The sequence below is a fragment of the Anabaena sp. FACHB-1391 genome, assembly GCF_014696755.1.
Classification (GTDB): Bacteria; Cyanobacteriota; Cyanobacteriia; order Cyanobacteriales; family Nostocaceae; genus Dolichospermum; species Dolichospermum planctonicum.
The window spans coordinates 1-26457 of record NZ_JACJQS010000005.1 but is presented as its reverse complement, the minus strand read 5'-3'; the positions used below and the strand labels follow the sequence as shown (position 1 = coordinate 26457).

General features: G+C 37.8%; 23 protein-coding genes. 7 read left to right on the top strand and 16 right to left on the bottom strand.

Annotated elements, in window-relative coordinates:
- The first annotated feature begins 40 nt into the window (after positions 1 to 40).
- Complete coding sequence (locus H6F62_RS03600; protein ID WP_137907768.1) at positions 41 to 529, top strand: hypothetical protein; 489 nt, start codon at positions 41 to 43, stop codon at positions 527 to 529.
- Between the two features lie 23 nt (positions 530 to 552).
- Here the strand turns inward: H6F62_RS03600 and H6F62_RS03595 are convergent, their stop codons facing one another.
- The 3 genes from H6F62_RS03595 to H6F62_RS03585 form a co-directional block, all read right to left on the bottom strand.
- Positions 553 to 1992 carry an ATP-dependent DNA helicase RecQ gene (locus H6F62_RS03595; protein ID WP_190371359.1) on the bottom strand — a complete coding sequence of 480 codons (1440 nt, stop codon included), beginning with the start codon at positions 1990 to 1992 and terminating at the stop codon, positions 553 to 555.
- Between the two features lie 52 nt (positions 1993 to 2044).
- Positions 2045 to 2998, bottom strand: a complete 954-nt coding sequence (locus tag H6F62_RS03590; RefSeq protein ID WP_190371358.1) for an isoaspartyl peptidase/L-asparaginase — start codon at positions 2996 to 2998, stop codon at positions 2045 to 2047.
- A gap of 386 nt (positions 2999 to 3384) precedes the next feature.
- A complete protein-coding gene (locus H6F62_RS03585) occupies positions 3385 to 3546 on the bottom strand; it encodes a DUF2256 domain-containing protein (protein ID WP_137907771.1) in 162 nt (53 codons plus the stop codon).
- Positions 3547 to 3843: 297 nt separating this feature from the next.
- Between H6F62_RS03585 and H6F62_RS03580 the strand changes: the two genes are divergently transcribed.
- Both H6F62_RS03580 and H6F62_RS03575 read left to right on the top strand, forming a co-directional pair.
- A complete protein-coding gene (locus tag H6F62_RS03580; protein WP_190371357.1) occupies positions 3844 to 7326 on the top strand; it encodes a bluetail domain-containing putative surface protein in 3483 nt (1160 codons plus the stop codon).
- A gap of 119 nt (positions 7327 to 7445) precedes the next feature.
- Entirely contained in the window at positions 7446 to 8585 is a 1140-nt protein-coding gene (locus H6F62_RS03575) for a quinone-dependent dihydroorotate dehydrogenase (RefSeq protein WP_190371356.1), read from the top strand.
- 89 nt (positions 8586 to 8674) lie between these two features.
- Here H6F62_RS03575 and H6F62_RS03570 read toward each other — a convergent pair whose 3' ends face one another.
- Complete coding sequence (locus tag H6F62_RS03570) at positions 8675 to 9397, bottom strand: hypothetical protein (protein WP_137907774.1); 723 nt, start codon at positions 9395 to 9397, stop codon at positions 8675 to 8677.
- Positions 9398 to 10329: 932 nt separating this feature from the next.
- Between H6F62_RS03570 and H6F62_RS03565 the strand changes: the two genes are divergently transcribed.
- The gene (locus tag H6F62_RS03565) at positions 10330 to 10851 is read left to right on the top strand and encodes an NYN domain-containing protein (protein ID WP_027402274.1); all 522 of its coding nucleotides are present in this window, start codon (positions 10330 to 10332) and stop codon (positions 10849 to 10851) included.
- A 206-nt stretch (positions 10852 to 11057) separates the two neighbouring features.
- A complete protein-coding gene (locus tag H6F62_RS03560; RefSeq protein ID WP_190371355.1) occupies positions 11058 to 12650 on the top strand; it encodes a 2-isopropylmalate synthase in 1593 nt (530 codons plus the stop codon).
- A gap of 51 nt (positions 12651 to 12701) precedes the next feature.
- On the opposite strand, the gene H6F62_RS03555 is transcribed toward H6F62_RS03560, so the two are convergent.
- Both H6F62_RS03555 and H6F62_RS03550 read right to left on the bottom strand, forming a co-directional pair.
- Entirely contained in the window at positions 12702 to 13124 is a 423-nt protein-coding gene (locus H6F62_RS03555) for a DUF29 family protein (protein ID WP_137907776.1), read from the bottom strand.
- A 118-nt stretch (positions 13125 to 13242) separates the two neighbouring features.
- A complete protein-coding gene (locus tag H6F62_RS03550; protein ID WP_190371354.1) occupies positions 13243 to 14736 on the bottom strand; it encodes an N-6 DNA methylase in 1494 nt (497 codons plus the stop codon).
- A 203-nt stretch (positions 14737 to 14939) separates the two neighbouring features.
- Between H6F62_RS03550 and H6F62_RS03545 the strand changes: the two genes are divergently transcribed.
- On the top strand, positions 14940 to 15404 hold the full coding sequence (locus H6F62_RS03545) for a hypothetical protein (protein ID WP_137907778.1): 465 nt from the start codon (positions 14940 to 14942) through the stop codon (positions 15402 to 15404).
- A gap of 152 nt (positions 15405 to 15556) precedes the next feature.
- Here H6F62_RS03545 and H6F62_RS03540 read toward each other — a convergent pair whose 3' ends face one another.
- From H6F62_RS03540 to H6F62_RS03500, 9 genes are all read right to left on the bottom strand, one after another.
- On the bottom strand, positions 15557 to 16273 hold the full coding sequence (locus H6F62_RS03540) for a response regulator transcription factor (protein ID WP_028084525.1): 717 nt from the start codon (positions 16271 to 16273) through the stop codon (positions 15557 to 15559).
- Positions 16274 to 16783: 510 nt separating this feature from the next.
- Entirely contained in the window at positions 16784 to 17956 is a 1173-nt protein-coding gene (moeB, locus tag H6F62_RS03535; protein ID WP_137907779.1) for a molybdopterin-synthase adenylyltransferase MoeB, read from the bottom strand.
- Between the two features lie 315 nt (positions 17957 to 18271).
- The gene (locus tag H6F62_RS03530) at positions 18272 to 18679 is read right to left on the bottom strand and encodes a HEPN domain-containing protein (protein WP_137907780.1); all 408 of its coding nucleotides are present in this window, start codon (positions 18677 to 18679) and stop codon (positions 18272 to 18274) included.
- Positions 18676 to 18996 (bottom strand): nucleotidyltransferase domain-containing protein, encoded by a 321-nt coding sequence (locus H6F62_RS03525; RefSeq protein ID WP_137907781.1) that lies wholly within the window; start codon positions 18994 to 18996, stop codon positions 18676 to 18678. The genes H6F62_RS03530 and H6F62_RS03525 overlap by 4 nt, the downstream gene beginning before the upstream one ends.
- A gap of 409 nt (positions 18997 to 19405) precedes the next feature.
- Positions 19406 to 19969, bottom strand: a complete 564-nt coding sequence (locus H6F62_RS03520; RefSeq protein WP_190371353.1) for a 5-formyltetrahydrofolate cyclo-ligase — start codon at positions 19967 to 19969, stop codon at positions 19406 to 19408.
- 258 nt (positions 19970 to 20227) lie between these two features.
- Positions 20228 to 21172: a GDP-L-fucose synthase gene (locus tag H6F62_RS03515; RefSeq protein ID WP_137907783.1), complete on the bottom strand. Its 945-nt coding sequence runs from the start codon at positions 21170 to 21172 to the stop codon at positions 20228 to 20230.
- A 20-nt stretch (positions 21173 to 21192) separates the two neighbouring features.
- Positions 21193 to 22272, bottom strand: coding sequence for a GDP-mannose 4,6-dehydratase (gmd, locus tag H6F62_RS03510; protein ID WP_190371352.1), 1080 nt, complete (start codon positions 22270 to 22272; stop codon positions 21193 to 21195).
- 391 nt (positions 22273 to 22663) lie between these two features.
- Positions 22664 to 23422 (bottom strand): sugar transferase, encoded by a 759-nt coding sequence (locus H6F62_RS03505; RefSeq protein ID WP_137907797.1) that lies wholly within the window; start codon positions 23420 to 23422, stop codon positions 22664 to 22666.
- A 113-nt stretch (positions 23423 to 23535) separates the two neighbouring features.
- A complete protein-coding gene (locus H6F62_RS03500) occupies positions 23536 to 24678 on the bottom strand; it encodes a glycosyltransferase (RefSeq protein WP_190371351.1) in 1143 nt (380 codons plus the stop codon).
- Positions 24679 to 24946: 268 nt separating this feature from the next.
- Here H6F62_RS03500 and H6F62_RS03495 point away from each other — a divergent pair, with 268 nt between their 5' ends.
- The gene (locus H6F62_RS03495) at positions 24947 to 25879 is read left to right on the top strand and encodes an NAD-dependent epimerase/dehydratase family protein (RefSeq protein ID WP_137907786.1); all 933 of its coding nucleotides are present in this window, start codon (positions 24947 to 24949) and stop codon (positions 25877 to 25879) included.
- Between the two features lie 96 nt (positions 25880 to 25975).
- Here H6F62_RS03495 and H6F62_RS03490 read toward each other — a convergent pair whose 3' ends face one another.
- Positions 25976 to 26218 (bottom strand): hypothetical protein, encoded by a 243-nt coding sequence (locus tag H6F62_RS03490; RefSeq protein ID WP_137907787.1) that lies wholly within the window; start codon positions 26216 to 26218, stop codon positions 25976 to 25978.
- Positions 26219 to 26457 lie beyond the last annotated feature (239 nt).

The following is a 26457-nucleotide window of genomic DNA, read 5'->3' as shown; positions in this document are numbered from 1 at the left end:
AATTTTAAATTTTTAAATTCTTAAATTCTTAAGTTCTTAAATGTTGTTTTCTCGTTATCCAGTTATTGCTCCTGTTACTCTGAGCATTGCTTTATTAATTACTAGTTGTAGTGACAGTAAAACCTCCCAATGTCAGCGACTAATTAAAGCCGTTAATCAGGGTACATCACTGATTGATACGAAAAAAGGTCAGCAAGTATCAACTAGTTTAAAGTTATCTAAAGACTTGAAAAATGTCACTCAGGAACTTCAGAAATTAAACTTAAAAGATCCTAAATTAAAAGAATTTGAAAGCGGTTTTATCAAAGTCTTTGATCATCTCAGTCAAGCCATAGGTAAAGCTGCTAAGGCTCTTGGTGATACTAAAACAGCAGAAGCATCTTCAGATGGTAAAATCACAATTCAAAAAGCTAGAAGAGAAATTGATTCCGCACTGACAACCGCAGCCAAAACCGCTGGTAAACAATCAGATACTTTAGCTGTTGAGTTGAATAAATATTGTAGCCAAGAACAATCAATTAAGAATTAAAAATGATCATTAACAAATGATAATTAATTTCTACAATTATCACAATGTCCACAACGCCAATTAACAGTTGGTGTTTCAAAGCCAAAAGCATTTAATAAAAACCGCCAACGACACTGTTTAGTAGTGAGATATTCACTCAGTTTACCAGTTTGTAATTGGGTTTGTGCTGGCTTTCTTGACTGAGAAGAAATAGAATAATGAAAAGGATCAAGCCATTCCAATTGTCCGTTACTATGGAGAAGAGAAAGAGCCACCGCACTATTGGGAAATTCTTTAATTACACTATTTATTTCCCCTTGGGGTGGTAATTTCTTGACTAATTTTCGCGCTCTTTGTTGTTGTAATTGTAGTTGTTGTTCAAAAAATTTTTGTCTTTGTTTATCCCCAGGATCTAAAAATCCTGTCGGTTCACTGACCAAGGTTAAAACATCAGCAGGTTTCCCGTCTCTTCCCGCTCTCCCTATTTCTTGTACATATTCAGATAATAAATATGGTGGATGAAAATGCACCACCCAACGCACATCAGATTTATTTATCCCCATACCAAAAGCACAAGTAGAGACCACAAACGGGATTTTTCCACTTAACCAATTAGCTTCAATATTCCGGCGCTCTGTGGGGCTTAATCCTGCATGATAACTAGCAGTATGATAACCCCTTTCTATTAACCATTGGCTGAGATATTCGCTATCTTTTCGAGTTCTTACATAAATTAAACCAACTTGATTTGGTCGTTTTTGTATAAACTTTAATAATTGTTGTTTTCTTCCTCTAGGAGTCCACGCAATTCGGACAATAGGGTTTAAATTTTCTCGGTAGGGATTAATCTTAAAAATATCAGGTTTGTCTAATTTTAAAACTTGAGAAATAATCTTTTCAGCTAAAGGATCAGCAGTGGCGGTAAAAGCTGCTATACTAATTTTTGTTCCTGGTGGTTTTGATTTTAGTAAAGCTTCCCGCACAGTTCCTAACCGTCGGTAAGCTGGACGAAAACTATCACCCCATTGGACTAAACAATGGGCTTCATCTAGTATTAAACCATTAAGTAGTTGAAGACTACACAACTTTTGCCAAACTATTGGACTCAGTAAGGTTTCAGGAGATAAATATAATAATCTTAATTCATTGTTTTCCAAAGCTTGCAAAGTTTTCTGTCGTTGTAATGCGGGTAATTCACTGTGTAAGAGTGCTGCTTTTTGCTGTTTTTGACGTAATTCCTCAACTTGGTTTTCCATGAGCGCCACCAAAGGAGAAATGACTAAAGTTAATCCTGTGTTTAGTAGTGCGGGAAGTTGAAAACAAATAGATTTTCCCCCACCTGTGGGCATAATAATTAAAGCATCTTTTTGTGATATTAAACAGTTAATAATTTCCTTTTGGGGAGGACGAAAATCGTCATATCCCCAAATTGCTTTTAATGCTGTGCGAAGATCATGATCAGATTGTGTTAAGGGAATACTCATTTTTTACCCATTACCCATTACCCATTACTAATTACCCATTACCCATTACCCATTACCCATGACCAATTAATTCTTGATCATCCCATTCTAAAGTATCACCAATGTTTTCTCCATTATGGTAAGCAGCCAGTAATACCTCACAGGTTTTACCATAGGATATCATGCCAGTGGCATCTAGAGCGATCGCTCCAAAATCCCTGTTATTTTGCCGCGCTTCTGTAAATGATTTCTGCATTGCATCCTGTAGGGACATTCCATCTGTTACCCTCACCACAACTTTAGCGGCTAAACACTCATCAATAATATCTTCACCAATACCTGTACAACTAACACCTGCATGAAAATTTGCATAATTACCCGCTGGCATCGCTGAATCACTAACGCGGCCAATTCTTTCAAAGCCTTTACCACCTGTAGAAGTACCAGCAGCTAATTTACCATCACCATCTAAAGCCACAACACCAATAGTTCCCCTCCCCGCATTACTACTTAATGCCATCTCTGGTTCTGCTACCACACCAGCCATAGTTCTTTGAAAATTACCTTGACGTTCTAGAGTCCATTCTTGCAAGCGCAAATCGGTTAAACCATTGTAACTAGGCATTTGCAACTCCCGCGCTAACTCGGCCGCACCATAATCAGACAAAACCCGGTCATCGGAATTTTGTAAAAATAGTGCCATTTCAATGGGGTTTTTTACCCGTGACACATTAATTACACCACTAAAACGGCCAGTAGTCCCATCCATGATAGAAGCACTCATGCGAATTTGTCCATCAGATTGCAGTACAGAACCAGTACCAGCATTAAAGCGTGGTTCATCTTCTAACATTTGACAACCCCGAACTACAGCCTCGGTTGCATTTGCACCATTTAGTAAAAGAGCATAAACATCCGCAACGATTTTAGATAGAGAATTACGAACCGCTATCAATCCCCCCTTACCTTGCAGGGAACTACCAGCGCCACCATGAATAATTAATTTAGGTTGTACTTGTAATGTCATGTTATCTTCTTATTTGTTCGTTATTATGTTAAATATTAATTGTCAATTAACCATTGTCAATAGGACTGATGCAAGTGTCACAAAAAATTATAGATAAAATCAAATAAAATCAAATAAAATCAAATAAAATCAAATAAAATATTTATAAATATCATATAATTTGTTTGTAGTCAGGGCTAAAGCCCTGATCAGTCTTACCATAGTGTTTGGCAGATAAGACTAAAGTCTTACAGCAGTTTCCGATATTCACAAAATACAGATATTAATAATAACACTCTTGTGGTGCGGGCATCTTGCCCGCACAAAGTGTACCTCAATCAAAGCTACTTACTGTAACTACGATTTCATTTTATTATCCCAGTTGCGTCAGTCGTGGTCAATGTTCCCTAAGTCTCATTTTGAGCGTGAGAACGACGACGACGACAACGTTCCGAACAATATTTTACTTCATCCCAACAATCTTGCCATTTTTTCCGCCAAGTAAAAGGACGTTGACAGACTACACAGACTTTTTCCGGTAAATCGGATTTAGAACGAACACGACCCATAATAATCAAGGTAATTGGTAATTGGTAATTGGTGATAAAATCCCTGTTTTCATCCTTGAATCATAAATATCCTGATTCTGACAGTATAGTTATAGCTTTTTTGATCTTGTATAAACTGTTTACTGTTTATATGTTATATAATAAAGTCGTTTCAGTCTAAGCCCATTTGGGGAAAGCTTTTTTGTGGTCTGCACTTCAACAAGCTCAGACACAATAAACTAGGGATTTCAGCCTCGACAGTGTTTAAGTCTTAAAATCTGACAATTTTACTGTTTTTTAACTTAAAAGGCGAAAAAAATGACTCAAAATCAGAATTACATCAATAATCTTCTGAATACAGCCATTCCTGGCGTTTATGATACCTTATTTGACTATGCTCGTTCTCAGAATTTCTGGACAATATTAGGGACAGCTTTCGGGTCTAGTGACAATCGCTTAAAAGCAGAGTCTATTCTTGCTCAGTGGAAATCAAAAAATTTCAGTGCTTTACCAAATATTGAAGTCGTTAGTGGTACAGTGCTAGGGAACGCAAGAGCAGGCTATGGTGCAAGTCAGAATAAGATTTATCTGTCTGATAGTTTTCTCAATACTGCCACTGTAAACGAAATTCAGGCTATTCTTTTAGAAGAAATTGGGCATTATTTAGACGCTCAAATCAACCTCACAGACACCAGAGGAGATGAAGGTGAATATTTCTCTGCTTTAGTGCGTGGTGTATCTGTAAGTGCTACGGAAATAAATCGTATCCAAAATGAAAATGATCATCGGACTATTACCCTAAATGGCCAAAATATTGCCATTGAAGAAGCAGGGATTACCGTCTATGAGACAGTTAAGTTAGCTAGTTTGGGAAGTGGTTTGTATTCTGTTAAATCTTCTGGTAGTAATTACGTTTGGGTAGCTACCAAGGGAGCAAATTCTGTTCTTAACCTCTACAACGGCACAACAACATTACCAATTGCCAATAGTGTCTATTCAGGTTTCGGTGTTCTACCTTTAGGTAGTCTAATTTCAGATTCAGATGCAAACCCTTTAACTGCTCTAAATATCAGCATTTCTGGTAATACAGTTGTTTATGCCAAAAAAGATGGTAATGACTACGAAATTTATCGTTACAGTGGTGGCACAACAACCAAACTGACCAATAACACAATTAACGACTACGCACCTCAGATTGCTGGTAATAATGTCCTCTGGTATGCTAATGATGGCACGGATATGGAAATATTCCGCAATAATGGCACAACCACAACTCAACTTACCAATAACGACACAGACGAGAGGGGTTTAAAACTATCAGGTAGTAATGCTGTCTGGGTTGGTTGGGATGGTAATGACTACGAAATTTATCTGAACAACGGAACTACTACAACTCAACTCACAAACAATACCACCGACGATTATAGTCCTGTTATTTCTGATAATAAAGTAGCGTGGTTTAACTGGAATGGTACGGCAGAAAACTTGTTTTTCTACAATGGCACAACCACTACCCGAATTACCAATAACATTGAGGTTTATAATCCACTAGTTTCTGGGGATAAGGTTGTCTACTCTAAATATAATGGCACAAATTATTCTCTTCAGCTTTACAATGGTACTACTAACACCACAACCCAACTAGCCAGTCAGTTGTCGTCACAAGAGGACTTTAAGATTGATGGTAATTGGGTTGTTTGGGTAGATAGAACAACAAATAGTAATAGTTATCCTAGTTACAGTTACACATTGAAACTCTACAATGGAACTTCAACGGTAACACTAAGTAATTCCTTCCCTTTTGATTACGATTCTCTTTATCCTAACAGCAATTTCACTGTTGCCAATAACAAGGTGGCATGGCTAGGAAGCACTAGTAATAGCGGTAATCGTGATATCTTTCTTTACGATGGCACAACCACCACCCAAATTACCACGGGTTATTATTATTACCCAGGCGGTAGTTATTATTATTACTCACCTAACTTTAACTTAACCATTGTTGGCAATAGTGTTCTGTCAATACAAAACAATGACTTATACATTACCCAACCTTCCACAAAGCCTGGTTTAAGTATCAATAGTGTCACAGTAACAGAAGGGCAAACCTCCCCACAAAATGCGGTTTTAACCGTCACCCTTTCTGCGGCCAGTACAACTACTGTAACTGTCCGATATGCCACTGGCTACTCCTATTCAAGCTATCCAGGAGGCTACACTGCTTCTCCGGGTAATGACTACACTACCACTACAGGTACACTGACTTTTAACGCTGGGGAAACCACAAAGACTATTAACGTCCCCATTTTGGATGATAACTTTTCAGAATTTGATGAAACCTTTAGCGTCACACTTTCCAATCCCACGGTTGCTGTGTTGATACCAGGGCAAGATAGAGGCATAGTAACTATTAGTGACACTGTACAATCTAGTGCTACTACTACCCTACCCGCAGGTGTAGAAAACCTAACTTTGACCGGAACTGGGAATATTAACGGTACTGGCAACATTAACAGTAACACTATCCGGGGCAACAGCGGCAATAATATTCTTGATGGTGGAGCAGGAGGTTCTGATACCTTACTTGGAGGCGCTGGTGACGATACTTACATTGTAATAGCTAATAACAGTTATTATTCTTATAATACTGTTACTGTTACTGAAAATGCCAATGAAGGAACTGATACTGTCCAGTATTCTTCTGGTACAAGCTCTTATGGTAGTTACACATTAGGAGCTAACTTAGAAAACCTCACCCTGACTGGTACGAATGGTATAAGTGGGTATGGCAACGAATTGAATAACGTTATTACTGGTAACAGTGGTAGTAACTCCCTTAGTGGATACGGTGGTAACGATACATTAGATGGTGGGACTGGAAGTGATTATTTGTATGGTGGTGCAGGTAATGATACTTACATCGTAGACAATGTTAGTGATTCCATTCAAGAAGATGCCAACGCAGGTACAGATACAATTCAATCTAGTATCACCTGGAGTATTGCCACGTTTTCCATGTTTTCCACGTTGACAAACATCGAAAACCTGACTTTAACGGGAACAACCGCAATTAATGGTACTGGTAATGCAGGTAATAACGTCATTACTGGTAATACTGGTAATAACATCTTAGATGGTGGTGCAGGTAACGATACATTAGATGGTGGATTAGGTGCAGATACCTTGATTGGTGGTGCAGGTAATGATACTTACATCGTAGACAGTGATTCCATTCTAGAAGATGCCAACGCAGGTACAGATACAATTCAATCTAGTATCACCTGGAGTATTGCCACGTTGACAAACATCGAAAACCTGACTTTAACGGGAACAAACGCAATTAATGGTACTGGTAATGCAGGTAATAACGTCATTACTGGTAATACTGGTAATAACACCATAACTGGCGGTACAGGAAAAGATACTCTAACCGGAGGATTGGGAATAGACCGTTTTGATTACCGTAATTTAGCCGATTCTGTCTTCAGTAGTTTTGATGTGATTACAGACTTCAATACTACTGCTAATAATGATTTATTCCTTGTTTCCACTGCCCGGAGTGTATTTTCTAATGTGGGATCTGTGGCAACACTGAATACAACCGGAATTGCAGCTAAGTTAACCAATACTGCTTTTGTAGCTAACTCCGCTGCTCAATTTACCTTTGGTACTGGTGCTAATATCCGTAGTTTTGTCGCTATTAATGATGGAACGGCAGGATTTAGTGCTGCTACTGATGCTATTATTGAGGTGACGGGCTTAACGGGGACTTTGGCATTAGCTAATTTTGTCACAGTTTAGTTAATAGACATCAGGTGAACATTTAATGTTTTAATGTGCGTTACGGCTTTGCCTAACGCACCCTACAAGTAGTATATTATTTTCTGTAATTCCCTAATTTAACTGACTCCTAACCTAAATTGGATATTTATAAAGCATTAGTTGGTCATTTTTTATTTACTCTGGTGAAAACAGACCCAGAGTGGTTACACAAACAAACTATTAGTAGTCTCAATTGGCTGGCAAAAACCAGCTATTATCCGGCTAATAATTGTTTAAATCATCTCCTTTACCAATCTTTATCGCTCCAGAACCCACGACTAGAACAAACTATACTGGGAATGAAATTTCCTAATCCTTTGGGTTTGGCTGCTGGATTTGACAAAGACGGTGTTGGCGCTAGTTTGTGGCATAATTTTGGGTTTGGTTTTGCTGAATTGGGTACTGTTACTTATCACCCCCAACCGGGAAATCCCCCCCCTCGGTTATTTCGTTTACCTTTGGATCAAGCAGCACTTAACCGGATGGGTTTTAATAATGCCGGTGCTGTTGCTATGGCCGCAAGACTCCAGGAGGGGAAAGAAAACTTGAATTATCCAATACCTATACCTATAGGTATAAATTTAGGTAAATCCAAGATCACAGCTTTGGAATTAGCAGCCCAGGATTATCTAGAGAGTTTTCGATTACTCAAGGATTTGGGTGATTATTTTGTAGTTAATGTTTCTTCTCCTAATACTCCGGGATTGCGATCGCTCCAGGATGCTGCTATGCTCAGTCAAATCATAGATGTATTGCAACGAGAAAATAGGGCAAATAAACCCATCTTTGTGAAGATAGCCCCCGATTTAGAATGGGAGGCCATAGCTGATATTATTAGTCTAGCTAAAACTTACCAAATTGCTGGTTTAATCGCCACCAACACCACTATTAGTCGGGAAGGACTGAAAACCCAAATCATTGAAAAAACAGGTAAATCCCCCCAAGAGGAGGGGGGAGGAATTAGCGGAAAACCAGTGAGAGATCGTTCTACAGAGGTAATTCGTTTTATTTACGAACAAACCCAAGGACAGATGCCAATCATTGGTGTAGGTGGTATATTTAGCGCTGAGGATGCTTGGGAAAAAATCACAGCGGGAGCTTGTCTGATTCAAACTTATACAGGCTGGATTTATGAGGGTCCAATGATGGTACGTCGTATCCTCGCTGGGTTATTAACTAAACTGGAAGAAAAGGGCTTGACATCTATCAGTCAAGCGATAGGGGTCGGTAATAGCTGATTGGATTTTGGATTTTGGATTTTGGATTTTGGATTTTGGATTTTGGATTGTATGGTAGTTTACTCCTCCCGACCCCTAACTCCAGAACCCTATTCTTTTATGGGGAAAAAATCCTTAGATTTACGAGAATAGGACCAAGCAATACCATCAGGATCACGGCTACGACTCCACTCAGGGAAATCTGGGTCGTTGCGTCGCTTGTAAACTGTACTGGAATAGACATTGAGCCTTTTAGCTAATTCAGATTGAATCAGTGAACCAAAAACTAACTGTTTTTCTAAGGGTTTTTTGATTTCCTCCGGGGTTGGTTCGGGTAAAGATTCAAATTCAGATTTCTCTTCCTGGGGTATTGAAGTCGGTGGAGCTAAAAACGAACGGGCAACTTTAGTAACTGGTTGTCTGGGAATATCTTCCGAATATTCACTACTATCAAGAATATCGCCGAGAATACTGGCAGTGATAAAATAGTAGGATTGTCCCTCATTTTCCGATTCGAGTACACTAGCGCCAAATTCCTTGGCCTTAGCATCTAAATAACGTTTTCCCGTCTCTCCAGAAAAATTAGCCTTAATTGCCAAATCCATGGGTGTAATTTTTCCCTGGTTTTCCTGAATTAACTCGTAGAAAATTGGGTTAACTTGATTACACCACTTTTCCCATGTATATTGCTGCCAAATAGTCAAAACCATTAACAGCAATAAGATTACGAGTAAAACTTTCCAGGTATTGACCAGTAAAACAATCACAAATGATATCGGCAAAATTAGAACGAGAAAACTTTTCCCGTAATTTTCTATGGTTTTTTCACTCATGCTGATTTTTGCCAAGTTATTTTCTATAAAATAATATTTCTATCTTGGCAAAAATTTGGACATTTGTTTGTATCTTTCGGCAAAAATGTCGCTAATTACTTGGCAAAAGCTAGTTACTTGTGTAAAAATAACAGGTTACACTGATAACGGATATACCCCCAATGGACAATTTACCGTACCAATGGATACTGAGGAGGAGGGGAAAATATCCTGATACTGGGTTAGTTATGTAAATATTCCTTGATGTGGAGCGAAATTTTTATAAAGTGGTGCTAAGGTAACTTTACACATATATAATTTGTAAGTTGATATTTGATCAAACTTCCAAAGCAAAGTGAAGTATTGATAATACTCTCAAATCATGCCTACAATTGATGAAAAAATATATTGATGAATATCGGTCTATTCTCTACCCCAAATTAGTTATCATACCCCTTTAGTAGTAAAATTGAATATTATCTAGTTCGGAATGCTGTTACTAGGTCAATTTTATTGGTAAATTTTGATCAGAGGATGTTTTAAAAGTATTTTTGGTAATATTAAAGCCTCAGTAAACCAACCCCCATCCCTTCCCTACCTGCTACGAGAAGAGACAAAAGGAAAAACTTTTGGAAAAACTTTTGTTACTGGGGGAGTAAGAGTCACAGTCTCTCCTCCTGCGGGAAAGAGATTTACAAGAGGGGTAGTATACTTTGTGACTTCTCAAACATCTTCTGCTTTTGAGAAAATTTTAATCAGTACCGGAGGTGGAACAAGTTAAATAATTGGGATCTGATCTGGGATATTTTAGCCAAGTTTTGGCTTCTAAAGTGGTAAGATCATAGCTATATATAATTATGTGCATTAGATATCTTAGCAAAATTACGACTTGATAATTGCTATAATCTATTCTTACCTCTAACATTCTTATCTATTATTAGGTGTAAATTTTTATGGGTTCTCCAATGAATCGTCTGTCTATTTTTGTAGACGGAAACAATATGTTCTATGCTCAACAGAAAAATGGTTGGTTTTTTGACCCCCGGCGTGTTTTAGAATATTTCAAGTATGAACAGTCTGACACAACATTGATCAATGCTTTCTGGTATACTGGATTAAAAGACCCCCAGGATCAACGCGGTTTTCGAGATGCACTCATCAGTTTAGGTTATACAGTCCGCACGAAAATCCTCAAGGAGTATTATGATGATGCTTCCGGTCGTTACTCCCAAAAAGCCAATTTAGATATTGAAATTGTCGTTGATATGTTTAATACGGTAGATCAATATGACAGAGTTGTATTATTCAGCGGAGATGGTGATTTTGAAAGGGCTATCGAGTTATTACGCTCCAAGAATACACATATTACAGTAGTATCAACGGAAGGGATGATTGCTAGAGAGCTACGTAATGCTACTGATAGATATATAGACTTGAATGATATTAGAGACAGAATAGAAAAAACTGACGGTTAATTACCTTAGTATTTATTTACAAATCTCAAAATTAAAAACTAAAGTTCATAGTTCAAGCTATTTTATCAAGAAAGAATATAGGAATTAGCAGTCAATAAATGATCATAAATTCCGTAGAATTAACAAATAACAAATCAAAATATTGATTCTAATTCCATTATTTTTTTTGATTCAGCCCATGATCAAAATTAAAAGAGGTTAAGCTAATGAGCAGACAAGCCGATAGAATTATCATCTTTGACACCACATTGCGCGACGGGGAACAGTGTCCAGGAGCAACTCTCAATATAGATGAAAAGCTAGTTATTGCTAAACAATTAGCACGTTTAGGAGTAGATATTATTGAGGCAGGATTTGCTTTTGCTAGTCCTGGAGATTTTGAAGCGGTTAGCAAAATTGCTCAAACCGTAGGAACGGAAGATGGTCCGGTAATTTGTAGTTTGGCCAGAGCTAAACAGGATGATATTAAAGCCGCAGCAGCAGCTATAAAACCGGCAGCTAAAGGGAGAATTCATACTTTTATCGCTACTTCTGATATTCACTTGCAATATAAGTTAAAAAAGACGAGACCGGAAGTAATTGCGATCGCGGAAGAAATGGTAGCCTATGCCAAAAGCTTCACCGATGATGTAGAATTTTCTCCAGAAGATGCGGGACGATCTGATCCAGAATTTTTGTATCAAGTCTTGGAAAGAGCGATCGCGGCCGGGGCCACAACTGTTAATATTCCTGATACGGTAGGTTATACCACTCCCAGCGAATTTGGGGCAATCATTAAAGGCATTACCGAAAATGTCCCCAACATTGACAAAGCCATTATTTCTGTTCACGGCCATAATGATTTAGGTTTAGCAGTTGCTAACTTTTTAGAAGCGGTGAAAAACGGCGCTCGACAATTAGAATGTACCATTAATGGCATTGGGGAAAGAGCCGGAAATGCGGCTTTAGAAGAGTTGGTAATGGCTTTGCACGTGCGTAGACAATATTTTAATCCCTTTTTGGGACGGGCTGAAAATTCAGAAGCACCGCTCACCAATATTGACACCAAACAAATCTATAAAACCTCGCGTTTGGTTTCCAATTTAACGGGAATGTTGGTACAACCAAATAAAGCCATTGTGGGTGCAAATGCTTTTGCCCATGAATCTGGAATTCATCAAGATGGGGTATTGAAAAATAAACTCACTTATGAGATTATGGATGCCCAATTAATTGGTTTATCTGATAATCAAATAGTATTGGGTAAACATTCTGGGAGAAATGCTTTTCGGACTCGCTTGAAAGAATTGGGCTTTGAACTATCAGAAAATGACCTGAATAAAGCCTTTGTGAGATTTAAAGAAGTAGCGGACAAAAAGAAAGAAATCTCTGATTGGGATTTGGAAGCTATTGTTAATGACGAAATCCAACAAGCCCCAGATTTATTTAAAGTAGAATTGGTACAGGTTTCCTGTGGTAGTAAGGCTCAACCTACCGCTACCGTGACACTCCGCACTCCCGACGGTGAAGAATTAACCGACGCTGCCATTGGTACAGGTCCGGTAGATGCGGTATATAAAGCTATCAATCGGGTGGTGAATGTCCCAAATGAATTGATTGAGTTTTCTGTACAATCCGTTACCGGAGGAATTGATGCTTTAGGAGAAGTAACAATTCGCTTACGCCATGAGTCCCGTGTATTTTCAGGTCATGCGGCTAATACAGATATTATTGTGGCTTCGGCTCAAGCTTACGTAAATGCACTGAATAGACTGTATTCTGCATTACAGCAAGAAGTGAAAGGGGAGGTAGTAGCCTAGAGGTACTAGCCTAAAAGGTGTAGAGACGAGAATCCTATCCGGGTCGCGTCTCTACTTTTGAATCAATGCCAGCGACAGAGATAAAATTTCTTGTTCATTAACCATAGTTGCTAATTCTTCCGTTTCATAACGTCCTTCAAAAGCTTCTAGCGCCGCTCTTTTTAGTGCTACTTGATATCCTTGTTGGAGAATTTCCATTAATTCTGTTTGATTTAAGTAAGAACCTCCAGATTTGCGGCGCTTGTTAATTTTATTGATTTCTCGCACTGCATTTTCTATAGAAAGTTCCCAAGAGCGGGTAGAACGTTTTTCAGCTTTTTGTTTGATTAAATGAATCAGTAGAATTACGCCATAACTATCAATTTTATTGATTTTATCACTTAGACTCATTTCTTCTAATTCATCCACTAACAGTAAAGCTTCATTGATTTTTCCTTGTTTTAGGAGTTGTCTAATTTCTAGTAGTTCTTCCATGTTGAATTTGAGAATTTTGGTTTTTTCACACTAACTTACTTATCCAGTCTAAAGCACCCTATATAACTTCAATTCATACAAAATTTAATTTCTTTAATTATACATTATTTACTGTTTACTAAAAAAGTTCAAGTTGCTGAGTTTTAGTTTTATATTTTTGCCGTTTTAAATTATATTTATCTACTATATGTTCTGGAATGGGAACTTTATCAAGATTACGAGGCTCAACTTTGATAGCTCCAGAACCATAACTTTTACCTACCAGTCTAAGATTTTGAATTGTCTCAGGATCATTTAATGCTTGCCAAAGATTAACGATATATATTTCATCGTCATAAATAGGATAAATGCACAAAAAACTTGTTAATGGTACAACACCAGCCTCATTTTTAATAAACCTCGAATTGCGTCTACCAAGATAAGCAAATAATATCGGTGGCACTTGTCTATATTCTGTTTTATACCACAATTTACGTTGTTTAATCAGCGGACGGTTAGGAAGACCTAATTTTTCACCTTCTTGGAGATAGTTAGCAACTGATTCGGGGATATTCTCATTACTGTTTATTGAAAGTAAAATTGTTGGCCGATTATTTTCTTGTAATTTTTTGATATCTTCAATAGTTAATTTATCCCCGGTTACATCTTTTGTTCTTCCAATTGCGAGTTTAAGAAATTCTTGAGGAATTGCCAGTTCTTCTACTTGCTGTGTTGTTAAAAAAAAGAAATCATTCGCTCCTGTGGCAATACCACGGATCACTTTTGCAAAGTCATTAAGGTGATATTTACAATTAGAATTATTATGCTCAGGTCTTGATAAACCGGTTGTTAATGCTTCTTTTAAATCTCGATTATTAATTTCCAGAGTTGTATAATTAATTTCTTGAAAGTCTGATTTAACAAAATGAAAAAGTTCCTCATTAGCTTGATTTGCCTTGATCCATTTAATCGTCGGCACAGGTTCAGATTTCTTGATCAAAAAAATAATCGCATTGGTATCAACCTTTGGGAAAGGTGTGGCATTTTCATCAAATGTCACAACACATTCAAGACAATAATTTTTAGTAATCCATTGCCAAAGTTTTTGAGCAAAAATTCCTTCACAAGTATCGGCCGGCATGATCAAAGCTAATCTACCATTTTTATCAAGTAAATTTAATGCCTGGACAAAAAAGTAAATATGATAACCTGCTCTACCATCAATGGCAAAACCTGTAATTTTTATAAAAAGCTCTTTGAGAAATTGTTTCATCTTTTCATCAATTCGGTGATGTCTGATGTAAGGTGGATTAGCTATAATTGCGTTAAACTTTTGCTGTGGAGGATTTTTGATAAAATCACGTATTTCTACAAAACAATTATTTTTTTGATAAATTTCATCTAATAAAACATATTCATCTATATCAATACCATAATAATTAATAGAGGGATTTATTTGTAATAAAGCATTGAAAAAAGCTCCTTTGCCAGCAGCAGGATCAAACACTAAATTTGTGTCTTTTGCTATATAGGAAACCATTGCTTTTGTTACCCATTCTGGTGTCCAGAATTGACCTTTATCACGTAATTTTTCCCGTTTTTGCCAATTAGTAGGTAGTTTTTGATGAATCATAATTTATTAAAGGTTATTGAGTATTTTTAAAGCATTCTGGGTAATTCGATACTGATAAAACTTTTGCAAATTGCTGCATTAATTATACTTTTAAACCGATTTTGGTGCGATCGCCTCGTTCAGCGATAAACTTAACTTGTAGGAAAATTCAGACAAAGTGTATTAGTGCAGGTACAAATTCAATAATGATGCAGGGAGTAATTATGAATAATAACCAAAATGTAGCAGCAGCTATTAATTTACTTTTTAACCCAACATCCCTTCAAGAAGCAATTCAAATTGAAGATGAAACCGACTGCGACGTGACAGCAGGATTAGATTGGGGTTTAGCAATTCCCGCTTTATTGCAAAATCCGGGAATGTTTGGAAGAATGACACAGTTGCGCGTATCACTCAACCGGGAACTGCGGTTACTCCTAAAAGAATGGAATTTGGGTATAGGGGAAAAAACAGCCTTAGAAGTAGCACAAAAATGCTTGATTCAAAGACTACAATTACCCCAACCTGTAGCTTTATCAGCACTGGAAGAAATTTTAAAACAAGATAAATTATATAATGTTGAAAAATTTATATCTAATCGGGATTTATTAAAGTCACTTTTGAGCATTTTATTATTAGATAGTGATTGGGAAGAAATAGCTATAGCTAGGGAAAAAATAAAGCTTTGATCTGAGGCTTGAGTAGACACAAATCCCTGGCTTTAGCTTCAATGTCTACGCATAAATGATATCAAGCATCTCAATCAAGCCTCGGCAATATTTAAGCAAGTTGTTAAGCGATCGCAACAATTACCAACAATTACAATTATATTTTCCAGAGTTTAAGCCTTTCTATTTTCAGGTGGGTCAAATTTATAACCATAACCCCGCACTGTTTTAATAAACTCCGGCATACTAGAATCAGCTTCCATTTTCTTGCGTAGTTGACCAATATGCACATCCACAACGCGGCCATCTCCCACATAATCACAACCCCAAATCTTTTGGATCAGTTGGCTACGACTCCATGCTTGTCCTGGATGGGTAGCCAGAAAATGTAAGATGTTAAACTCTAAAGCAGTTAAAGCCAAAGGTTTGTTATTAAGTGTTACCTCTCGCGCTTCCGAGTTAATAGCTAACTGGTTAAAAGTCAGACGTTGTGACGGACTTGGCTGGATATAGCGGACTCGTCTTAATAGGGCTTCTACCCTGACTTCTACCTCTGCTAGACTAAATGGTTTGGTCAAAAAATCATCTGCACCAGCGGCCAGAACTTTAATTTTATCAGCTTCATCATTGCGACTGGTGAGCATCATGACTAAAACATTAGTACGGCTTTGCATTTCTTGACAAAGTTTATAGCCATTTGCATCTGGCAAATTCCAGTCTAAAATCACTAAAGCAGGATTTAATTGCTCAAATAAGACAAGGGCAGCTTTACCATCCGCTGCTGATTCTATTTGATAGTTGCGACTCAAAAAACGCTGGATGAGGTTGCGGACACTGGAATCGTCATCTACAATCAAAATCTTGGAATTGGTCGTGGAAAGCGTATCCATAATGCAGTATATTATTGTTTTGGCAATTGGCTGTGGCGATAGATGCTAGTTAACTGGTGTTTTTGCAAGGGAGTCTACTCTCAATTTCCTGTCACTTGTAGCAACGGGGTTGAAAGTATATGTGGTGTCTGAATTTGATGATGCTACGACTCGGATAATGGATACAGTCTATGTTCTCACCTGGAAACTGCTTTAACTAAATTTTCCATCAAGTTTATGCAAAGACATTTTACTCTTTTTTAAAGATGATAAGTAATGTACAATTTTGGTATTTTTTAAAGATTTTTTTGTATTAATTAAATATACGGAGTTTGTGCATTAAAGTATCAATCTGTCTCACGTAGAGACACAAAGATGAATATTCTGAGACATAGAATTTTTGAATGGTAATCTGGAGACAAAAAAAGAGTAAGATACCCGAATTCTCAAAATCGGGTATCTGATTATTCACATCGAATTTAGGATGGTTATGGTAATATATCTAAATATCAACAATCCCCCACGGAAGTATCAATACTGAGGAACAGAAGTATCTACTTCTTGACTCCAAGCATTAATTCCACCTTTGACATTTGTACCAGTCATTCCTGCTTCTTTGAGAATAGCCAAGGCTTTCGCCGAACGACCACCCATTTTACAATGAGCAATTAAGCGGTGTCCGTTGAGTAACTCCCGTACCTTAGCCACACCATTACCATTTTCAATTTCTGGTAAAGGCACTAACACAGAACCGGGAATTTTAGCAATTTCATACTCATTAGGATTACGCACATCTAGTAGTACAAAGTCCTTAGCACCACTATCTAATAACGCCTTTAATTCCTTAACCGTCATTTCTTGAATTTCCATTTGCTGCTTCGCTTCTTCAGCTTTGGCTTGGGGAATACCACAAAATTGTTCGTAATCTATCAGCTTGTTAATAACTGGACGGATAGGATTAGGACGCAATTTCAACTCCCGGAATTTCATATCCAAAGCGTTGTAAAGCACCAGTCTACCACTCAGGGTAGTACCATTACCCAGAATAATTTTCACTGTTTCCGTGGCTTGGATAATGCCAATCATTCCTGGTAAAATTCCCAGCACACCACCCTCAGCACAAGAAGGAACCATTCCTGGTGGTGGTGGTTCGGGGTATAAGTCACGATAGTTGGGACCACCTTCATAGTTAAAGACGGTTGCTTGTCCTTCAAAACGGAAAATAGAACCGTAAACGTTAGGTTTATCTAATAAAACACAAGCGTCATTGACTAAATAGCGAGTTGGGAAATTATCAGTTCCATCTACAACGATATCGTAAGGGCGAATAATATCGAGGGCATTTTCTGAACTGAGACGAGTTTCATATAAATCAACCTGACAATGGGGGTTAATTTCATGAATGCGGTTTTTTGCTGATTCGATTTTGGGTTTACCGACCCAAGAGGTCCCGTGAATAACTTGACGTTGGAGGTTAGAGGTATCAACCACATCAAAATCAACAATACCAATTCTACCAATACCCGCTGCTGCAAGATATAACAGTAGTGGTGAACCCAGTCCACCAGTACCGATACATAATACACTGGCAGCTTTGAGGCGTTTTTGCCCTTCCAGACCCACCTCTGGTAAAATTAAGTGGCGGGAATAGCGTTCGTAGTCGTCTTTTGTCAACTGGATTTCATCCAGATTGGGATTTAGCATAGCAGTTGTAGGAATCAGCGCGGAGTATTAATCTTAACTTAAAATTACTAAGTCGATCACTTTAATTGTCTGGGCTGGAAACTGGTGATTGTCATCAAAAATTCAGCTTTGCAGTTCACCAGCTTGGCCATTTTGTAGCGATAATATCACATCAGGGTATTCTAAGCAAGCATATTTTGATAATCAGACAATTCGTTATTTTAATGTATAAAATCAGAATGATATTCAAGAGTATATTTACTTCTGTTTAAACATCGCCCCCAACTAGAAAATGAGGCAATCGCTAGTAGACTAGAAAATCTGCTTACCAGAAGGTTAGTTAACCTCCATCCAAGACTTTAAATACTGTGTAATTTCATCCACAAAATTCTGCGCTCTCTCAAATAGAGCCATTGCTGACCCCATATCTGCTTCTAACATTTCTCCATAATCACTTGCTTGTCGTTCATCAAATGCCCGATGAAAACTCCGTGATAAATCCTTAGAAAAAATTCCCGTCTTCACAAACTCACGATCAAAAAAACTAACTATTCCACTATGTTTAGAACTGCCTAAACCTTTAGTTGCTAAAAGACCCAGTGCCGCATAAAACATTGCATAATAAGAGCGATTGATGGTACCACGAAAAGCTGATTGATTGAGTAAAATCTTTGCTTCTCTTAAAGTTTCTTCACTTTCAGATAAACGGTACTCAATTAATAACTTTAGTTGCTGATTTATCATATAGCAATACCCTCTTGTAACACCTTAGACAGTAAGGGACTAGCTCCCATAGCTCCCCTTTCTACCTGTGCTTCTGTAACTACAAAAGTGGAAATAACTAGATCATATTTAAAACCTATTTCCCATGCCAAATCACTAATTTTTTCTCGACGTGATCTATCTAATTCAGTAATTTTAATAAACACATCTAAATCTGATTCTTCTGTAGCATCACCTCGCGCTCTTGAACCAAATACCCGTAAATCCAAAATGGGAATTATCGCTTCCAGTCGAGAGCGAAACTCTGAAACAATTTTCCGATCACTATCCTGTATCATTTCTATTCCTCTAGAGAAAAACCAACTTTAGCTAACTATATTTTAATCTCCTCATCTAATAACTGCCAGTAATTCTCATTTTGAAAAAAATAAGAGAAAATTCTCTTATTTTAAGTAGGAAGTCTGTATCAAATTATCATTTTGATAGATAATTATCATTCGACCCTGGAGATAGATTTGGCTAATGGTGTCTCAAAATAGGTGCATTTTTCTTTGTCGGATTTGGAAAATTGAGGATATCCAGACAGTTAAAACTGTTCCCAGTTAAGAGTTCCCTGTTCCCCGCTACATTCCCCAAGGGGTGTATTTTCTCTTAACCTGTCCTCGGTTTTTATCAGATAATTCCGGTTTATTAATAGAAGCAAATGTAACTGTTTATAGATTTTATCATGATCATTTCCGTCAATGGCTAATATCTTCTTTCTGTAATCACCCTTTCTAAAGGTTTATCCCAACTATCAACCGGTAATTGAGAGACATAAGCAAAATCAAAAACCACTCCCATAGTTGGTTTCTTGTCCCAACCGGGAGAATTTAATAACCGGTCATAATATCCCCCACCATAACCCAAGCGGTATCCTTGGACATCACAACCCACACAGGGAACAAGAATTAAATCTACTTCCTCAATCTCTATTATTGCTGCTTCATGGTGAGGTTCTTTGATTCCATAAGCACCAGTTTTAATGGTATCATGAGGTTGCCAAAAATGCCAAACTAGAGACTTATCAACACAACGGGGAAACCCCCAACGTTTATTAGTGTTGGTATATAGCGAGCTAATATCAGGTTCTTGACGAAAGCTGAAAAAAGCCAGAATTGTCTTTGCTTGATTAAATATAACTGAGTTTTGGATGTTGGTGGTGAGGCGATCGCTTTTTTCTCTCCATTCCAATAATGTCATAGACTGGCGTTTTTGGAGTAAAACCCGTCGCAATTCCTTTTTAGTTAGTTGTGAATTAATTGTTTGCAAAGCCGATACAATTTTGGATTTTAGATTTTAGATTTTAGATTTTGGATTTTAGATTTTAGATTTTAGATTTTAGATTCTCTCATTCCCATACTCTGTATGGGAATGAATTAAGAAGGCTCTGGCTTCTCTTGTATACTAGAGTCTGAGACTCTGGGAATGAATTAAGAAGGCTCTAGCTTCTCTTGTATACTAGAGTCGGAGACTCTAGAAGGCATTCCCAGTCGGAGACTGGGAACGAGGGGAACGAGAGAAACTACTTTAGCCGGCGTTTTTCCGCCACCAATCAATGGTATTCTTTAAACCTGTTCTAAATTCTACCTCAGCAGTAAAACCAAAAGCCTGTTTTGCTCTTTCCGTATCCAAACAACGACGGGGTTGACCATTGGGTTTGTCGGTTTCCCAAACAATTTCCCCGTCATACTCCATTAATTCGCAAATTAAGGTAATTAGGTCTTTAATGGATATCTCGTAACCAGTTCCTAAATTTACGGGTTCAGCATCATTATAAAACTGAGTTCCCATGACTATACCCCGTGCTGCATCTGTAGAATACAAAAATTCACGAGTGGGAGAACCGTCACCCCAAACAGGAAGTTGTTTTTCTCCCCTGGTTTGGGCTTCTTGTACTTTGCGAATTAAAGCCGGAATCACATGAGAACTATTGGGGTTGAAGTTGTCTTCAGGTCCGTACAAGTTTACTGGTAAGAGGTAAATACCATTAAATCCGTACTGCTGACGGTAAGATTGTAATTGTACCAACAGCGCTTTTTTGGCAATTCCATAGGGGGCGTTAGTTTCTTCTGGATAACCATTCCAGATATCATCTTCCTTAAATGGTACAGGGGTAAATTTAGGATAAGCGCAGATAGTTCCTACACAAACAAATTTTTCTGTACCTTGTTGATAAGCCGCATGGATTAACTGCGTCCCCATGATCAAGTTATCATAAAATAACTCACCGGGTTTTTCTCGATTTAAACCAATACCTCCCACATGGGCGGCTAAGTGGATGATAATATCCTGTTGGTCTACTGCTCGTTGGCAATTTTCCCAAACCCGCAGATCACAATCGTGCGATCGCGTCACGGTAATTTTATCACGATCGGCGCCATTTTCACAAAGTTGATCTATGACTTGACGACCGAGAAAACCCGCCCCACCGGTGACAAGAATCCGTTTATTTTCTAATTCTAAGGTAGTCATCTTATTATCCTTGATACGAATTAAAAGTGCAGAGATCCTAATGCTTGACGGGTAGTAGCAATATCTTCAGGGTATTTTAAGCCATTACCATTGGGAGAAGTACAACCCACAGCTTGTAAATCAGCTTCTACCATGAGAGATACAAGTTCTGGAAATGTTACCGATGGTTGCCAGCCTAATTTTTGCTGTGCTTTAGTCGGATCACCAATTAATAAATCTACTTCGGCTGGGCGTAAATAACGTTGATCAAACTCTACGTAATTCTGCCAATCTAGGTTAACATAACCAAACGCTAACTCTAGAAATTCCCGCACTGAATGGGTTTCTCCCGTAGCCACCACATAATCATCAGGTTGCTCTTGTTGCAACATTAACCACATAGCTTTTACATAATCTTTTGCATATCCCCAATCTCGCTTGGAGTCCAAATTACCCATAAAGATATTTTTTTGTTTACCGGCGACAATGCGGGCTACGGCTCTAGTTATTTTACGGGTAACAAATGTTTCACCTCTTCTGGGAGATTCATGATTAAAAAGAATGCCATTGCAAGCAAACAAATTATAAGATTCACGATAATTCACTGTTTGCCAATGGGCGTACACTTTAGCACAAGCGTAGGGACTGCGGGGATAAAAAGGTGTAGTTTCACTTTGGGGGACTGCTTGCACTAAACCATACATCTCGGAAGAACCGGCTTGATAGAAACGTAATTCAATCCCGGTACGTTTTTGGTAATCACGGATAGCTTCTAATAAGCGTAATGTACCCATGCCTACAGAGTCCACTGTATATTCAGGCGAATCAAAACTAACTCTCACGTGAGATTGGGCGCCTAAATTATAAATTTCTACAGGTTTGACTTCTTCTAAAATCCGTCGTAGTGTTGTCCCGTCTGTCAAGTCGCCATAATGTAGAAATAACCGTACCCCTTGGGTATGGGGATCTTCGTACATATGATCAATGCGGTCTGTGTTAAAAGTAGAAGTACGGCGAATAATCCCGTGGACTTCATAACCCTTTTCTAACAAAAGCTCAGTTAAATAAGAACCATCTTGTCCAGTTATACCAGTAATTAAAGCCCGTTTTGGTTGTGTCATGATAATGCCTCATAGTTTCTAGTTGAATCACGACAAAAAATCTGATTCCAACTAGTATTTAAGTAGAAAACCCATTCAATAGTAAACTTACAAGTAAGCTGCTATCAAAAGCTAACCTCGAATAAATATACTTGATCAAGAACACTTTGACAAGTAATTAATTCAGAAATGATATTTGAAAAACCGTAAGTAGTGTAGTCCTTGCATACTCTAGCTATATTTGCCAAATCATTAGTCAATATCCTTGGATTGTATGTATTAACTGCGATCAGTAACTAAAATTTGTTTAGTCTTGTCTATTGTAGCGGACAAATAAAACTTATAATTTCATCATCAAAAATAGTTTTTTGGGGCAATATCATGCCCCACCACAGCAAATACGCGTAATTACTTAGTAAGCCCCTTTATTTTTGGGCATAATCACAACATTAACTGTTTTCAGGATAATCCACAAATCTAGCCAAAAGCTCCTAAAATTGACATAGTGGAGGTCTATTTGTACCCGTCGAGGATAAGGAATATCATTACGTCCAGATACTTGCCACAAACCCGTAATTCCGGGACGAATTGTTAAAACATGACCGATATAATCACCATATTTCGGTAATTCTTCCTCTACTAAAGGACGTGGACCAACTACGCTCATGTCCCCTTTGAGAACATTCCAAAATTGGGGAAACTCATCTAAGCTGGTAATTCGCAAAAAGTGACCAATTTTAGTGATTCTCGGGTCTGTTTTCAGCTTAAAATTGCTTTCAAATTCCTCTCGCAGCTCGGGTGATATGGCCATCATTTCGACGAGCATTTCGTCAGCATTATTAACCATAGTGCGAAATTTAATACAATTAAAGCTTCGGTAATTTTTGCCTACTCGTTGTTGAACATAAAAAACTGGACCTTTTGAGCTTAGGGCTATCAACAAGGACAATATTATGTAGATGGGAGAAAACAAAATCAACACTGATAGTGAAAAAACTATATCAAACAGTCGCTTTAAAAACTCTCCGTATAAACCCTGAAAAGATAAACCTCTGGATTTCACCTTTAGCTGTTTAACTTTTTGACCACGTTTTGATAAAACAGCCATAGATGTACTGTTATCTTTTCGTGGGTATCGTTTGCCGGAGAGGAGTGAACTCTGGGCAGTCATCATACTCCTTTATAATCCACACCACACATAGTCCCGATCTTAAGGCTAAAAGGTAGTGATTTTTGGGAAAAATTTGCTATCTTCCTAGAAAACAAATACAAAAAGGCTAGTGTTTACTTTTGGTAAAATCTTTTTTCACGACATTCATTAACAAAACCCAGATAACGTTCTGCAAAAACCTGGCGAGAAAATTGATTAGCGTGTTTTTGTATATACTCATAATTATACAAATGTTGATGATCTACAAATTCGGCTACGGCATCTACTAAAGCTCCTACTGTTTGCATTTTGAACAATATACCAGTTCCTGTGTCAGGATGAGTGCGAATATCTCTAACTGTTTCTAGCGCACCACCGGTGCCATAAGCAATTACGGGAGTTCCACAAGCCTGGGCTTCAACTAGGGCTATACCAAAGTCCTCGCAAGCTGCATAGACAAAAGCCTTGGCACGTGCCATGTATTTTTTGACGATATGATCAGGTTGCCATCCTAAAATTTGGATATGTGGTTGGGCTATTTCTCGCAGCTTGTCCATTTCTGGACCTGTACCAATAACTACCAAGGGTTTTCTTAGGCAATTAAAAGCCTGAATAATCAAGGAAACTTGTTTATAACTCACTAATCGAGAGACTATTAAGTAAAAATCTTCTTTTTCTGGAGAAAATAAACATTCGTCAATATTCACTGGTGGATAGATAACGGTTGCTTCCCGACGATAACAACGCCAAATCCTTCTAGCTGTGTGTTGGGAGTTAGCAATGAAATAATCAACCCGGTTGGCACTAATTACGTCCCATTGCCGCAAATGATGTAGAATGTAGCGTGTTATCCAGCCTATAGCTCCTTGACCTAATTTGCTTTGCTTGAGATAATCAAATGTTAAATCCCAAGCATAACGCATAGGGGTATGGCAATAACAGATATGCAATTGATTAGGCGTGGTTAATACTCCTTTAGCTACCGCATGAGATGAAGATAATATAACTTCATATTCTCGTAAATCCAATTGTTCAATGGCCAAGGGCAGTAAAGGTAAGTATTTTTGCACACCTTGACGCGCTTGGGGAAATTTTTGTAAAAACGTTGTGCCAATTTGACGTTTGTACAAATAACTTTCAGGATTATTGGATTCAAAATCAATCAGGGCATACAAATCAGCATGAATATGCTTTAATATTTCCCGGACTACCAATTCTGAACCACCCGTAGCTTGAGGGGTTAACCACTCATGAACCAAAGCATATTCTAAAAACACAGCTAAATTGAATGGGTAGGAAGTAATTAGTCTAATTTTATCAGGTGATATTCCACACTACTGATTTTTCCTGGGACTTACTCACGATGTTACCAAAAAGAATATTATAAGTCTTATTTCTTCAGCAGTGGGAAAATCTCCAGATTACATGAGAGGTACAATTCTAGCAAAAGATGTTCCAGAATGATACTACAACCTGATAACCTCAAAGATAAGCAAAGATCAGGGTGACGCAGACCACTTTTGGTTATTTAGGAGTTAGGAAGTTATGCGAATTTTGGTTATTGGTGGAACTCGGTTCATTGGTGTGTATTTGACTCAATTACTGCTAAAGGCCGGACATGAGGTGGTTTTGTTTAATCGTGGTAATCATCCCACACCTTCAGGAGTAGGACAAATTATAGGCGACCGCACGGACCCAAATCAACTTCAAGAAAAGTTAGCACAAGAAACCTTTGATGTCGTTTTTGACAATAATGGCAGAGAACTCGCGGATACCCAACCCCTGGCAGAAATCTATCAAGGACGGGTAAAACACTTTGTTTACATGAGTTCAGCAGGGGTGTACCTCAAATCTGACCAAATGCCCCATTTGGAAGGTGATACAGTAGATCCTAAAAGTCGTCACAAGGGTAAACATGAAACGGAAGCTTACCTCAAACAATTAGGAATCCCCTTTACTTCCATTCGTCCTACTTATATCTACGGTCCCCAAAATTATAATCCTTTGGAAAGTTGGTTTTTTGATAGAATTGCTCGTAATCGTCCCATTCCTATCCCTGGTAATGGTATGCACTTGACTCAGCTAGGCCATGTATTAGACTTAGCACAAGCGATGATACAAGTAATTGGCAACGAAAAAGCAATTGGGCAGATTTATAATATTTCAGGCGATCGCTTTGTCACCTTTGACGGTTTAGCTCGTGCTTGTGCTGTGGCTGCTGGTAAATCTGCCGATGATGTTAAAATCGTCCATTATGATCCTAAAAAGTTTGATTTCGGTAAACGCAAATCCTTTCCTATGCGGGTACAGCACTTCTTCGCATCAATAAATAAAGCACAAATAGAATTAAATTGGCAACCTAAATATGATTTAATTTCTGGTTTAAAAGATTCTTGGGAAAATGATTATTTAATCAGTGGACAAGATAAATTAGAAGTTGATTTTTCTGTAGATGATGAAATTTTGATCGCTGGGTAATGGGTAATGGGTAATGGGTAATTAGTAATTACCCATTACAACTCATGTCAGCGTTGACCTAATTTATATAATGCAGCAGGAACGATAGCTAATTTACTATCTTTCCATTTTTGCATGGTTAGTAGTCATTGTGTTACGTATAAAACCAAAAAAATCACCTTTGACAGTAGAAGATTGAGAATGTTCACTATGCTCCCGCATTTCTGCTTCTAACTGACGCAATAGGTTTTCATTTTTCTGGTTTTTAGCTGCTTGTAAGCGATGTTCTAGTGTTTTTCGCATATTCTCTTTATGCGTTTTTAAAGTCTCTTTAGCTAATTCTATCCTGCTTGTATTCATATTTAGGCTTCCAAGAAAGAACTCAAGTTAAGACAAAACCCACTACTTGATGGTTGTTTTGTAGTTGGCAATTGCAGTAATAAACAATTTCATTTTTATAATCTGTGATTTTGACAACAAATTCAACCCACATTCCGCACCCTGAACTGTCACAGATCAAAAAAGCAGAGATAGTAGTACATAATAACTAACGATCAATTAAAGAGAAATAAGCTTAATGAGAATACATATCATTAAAA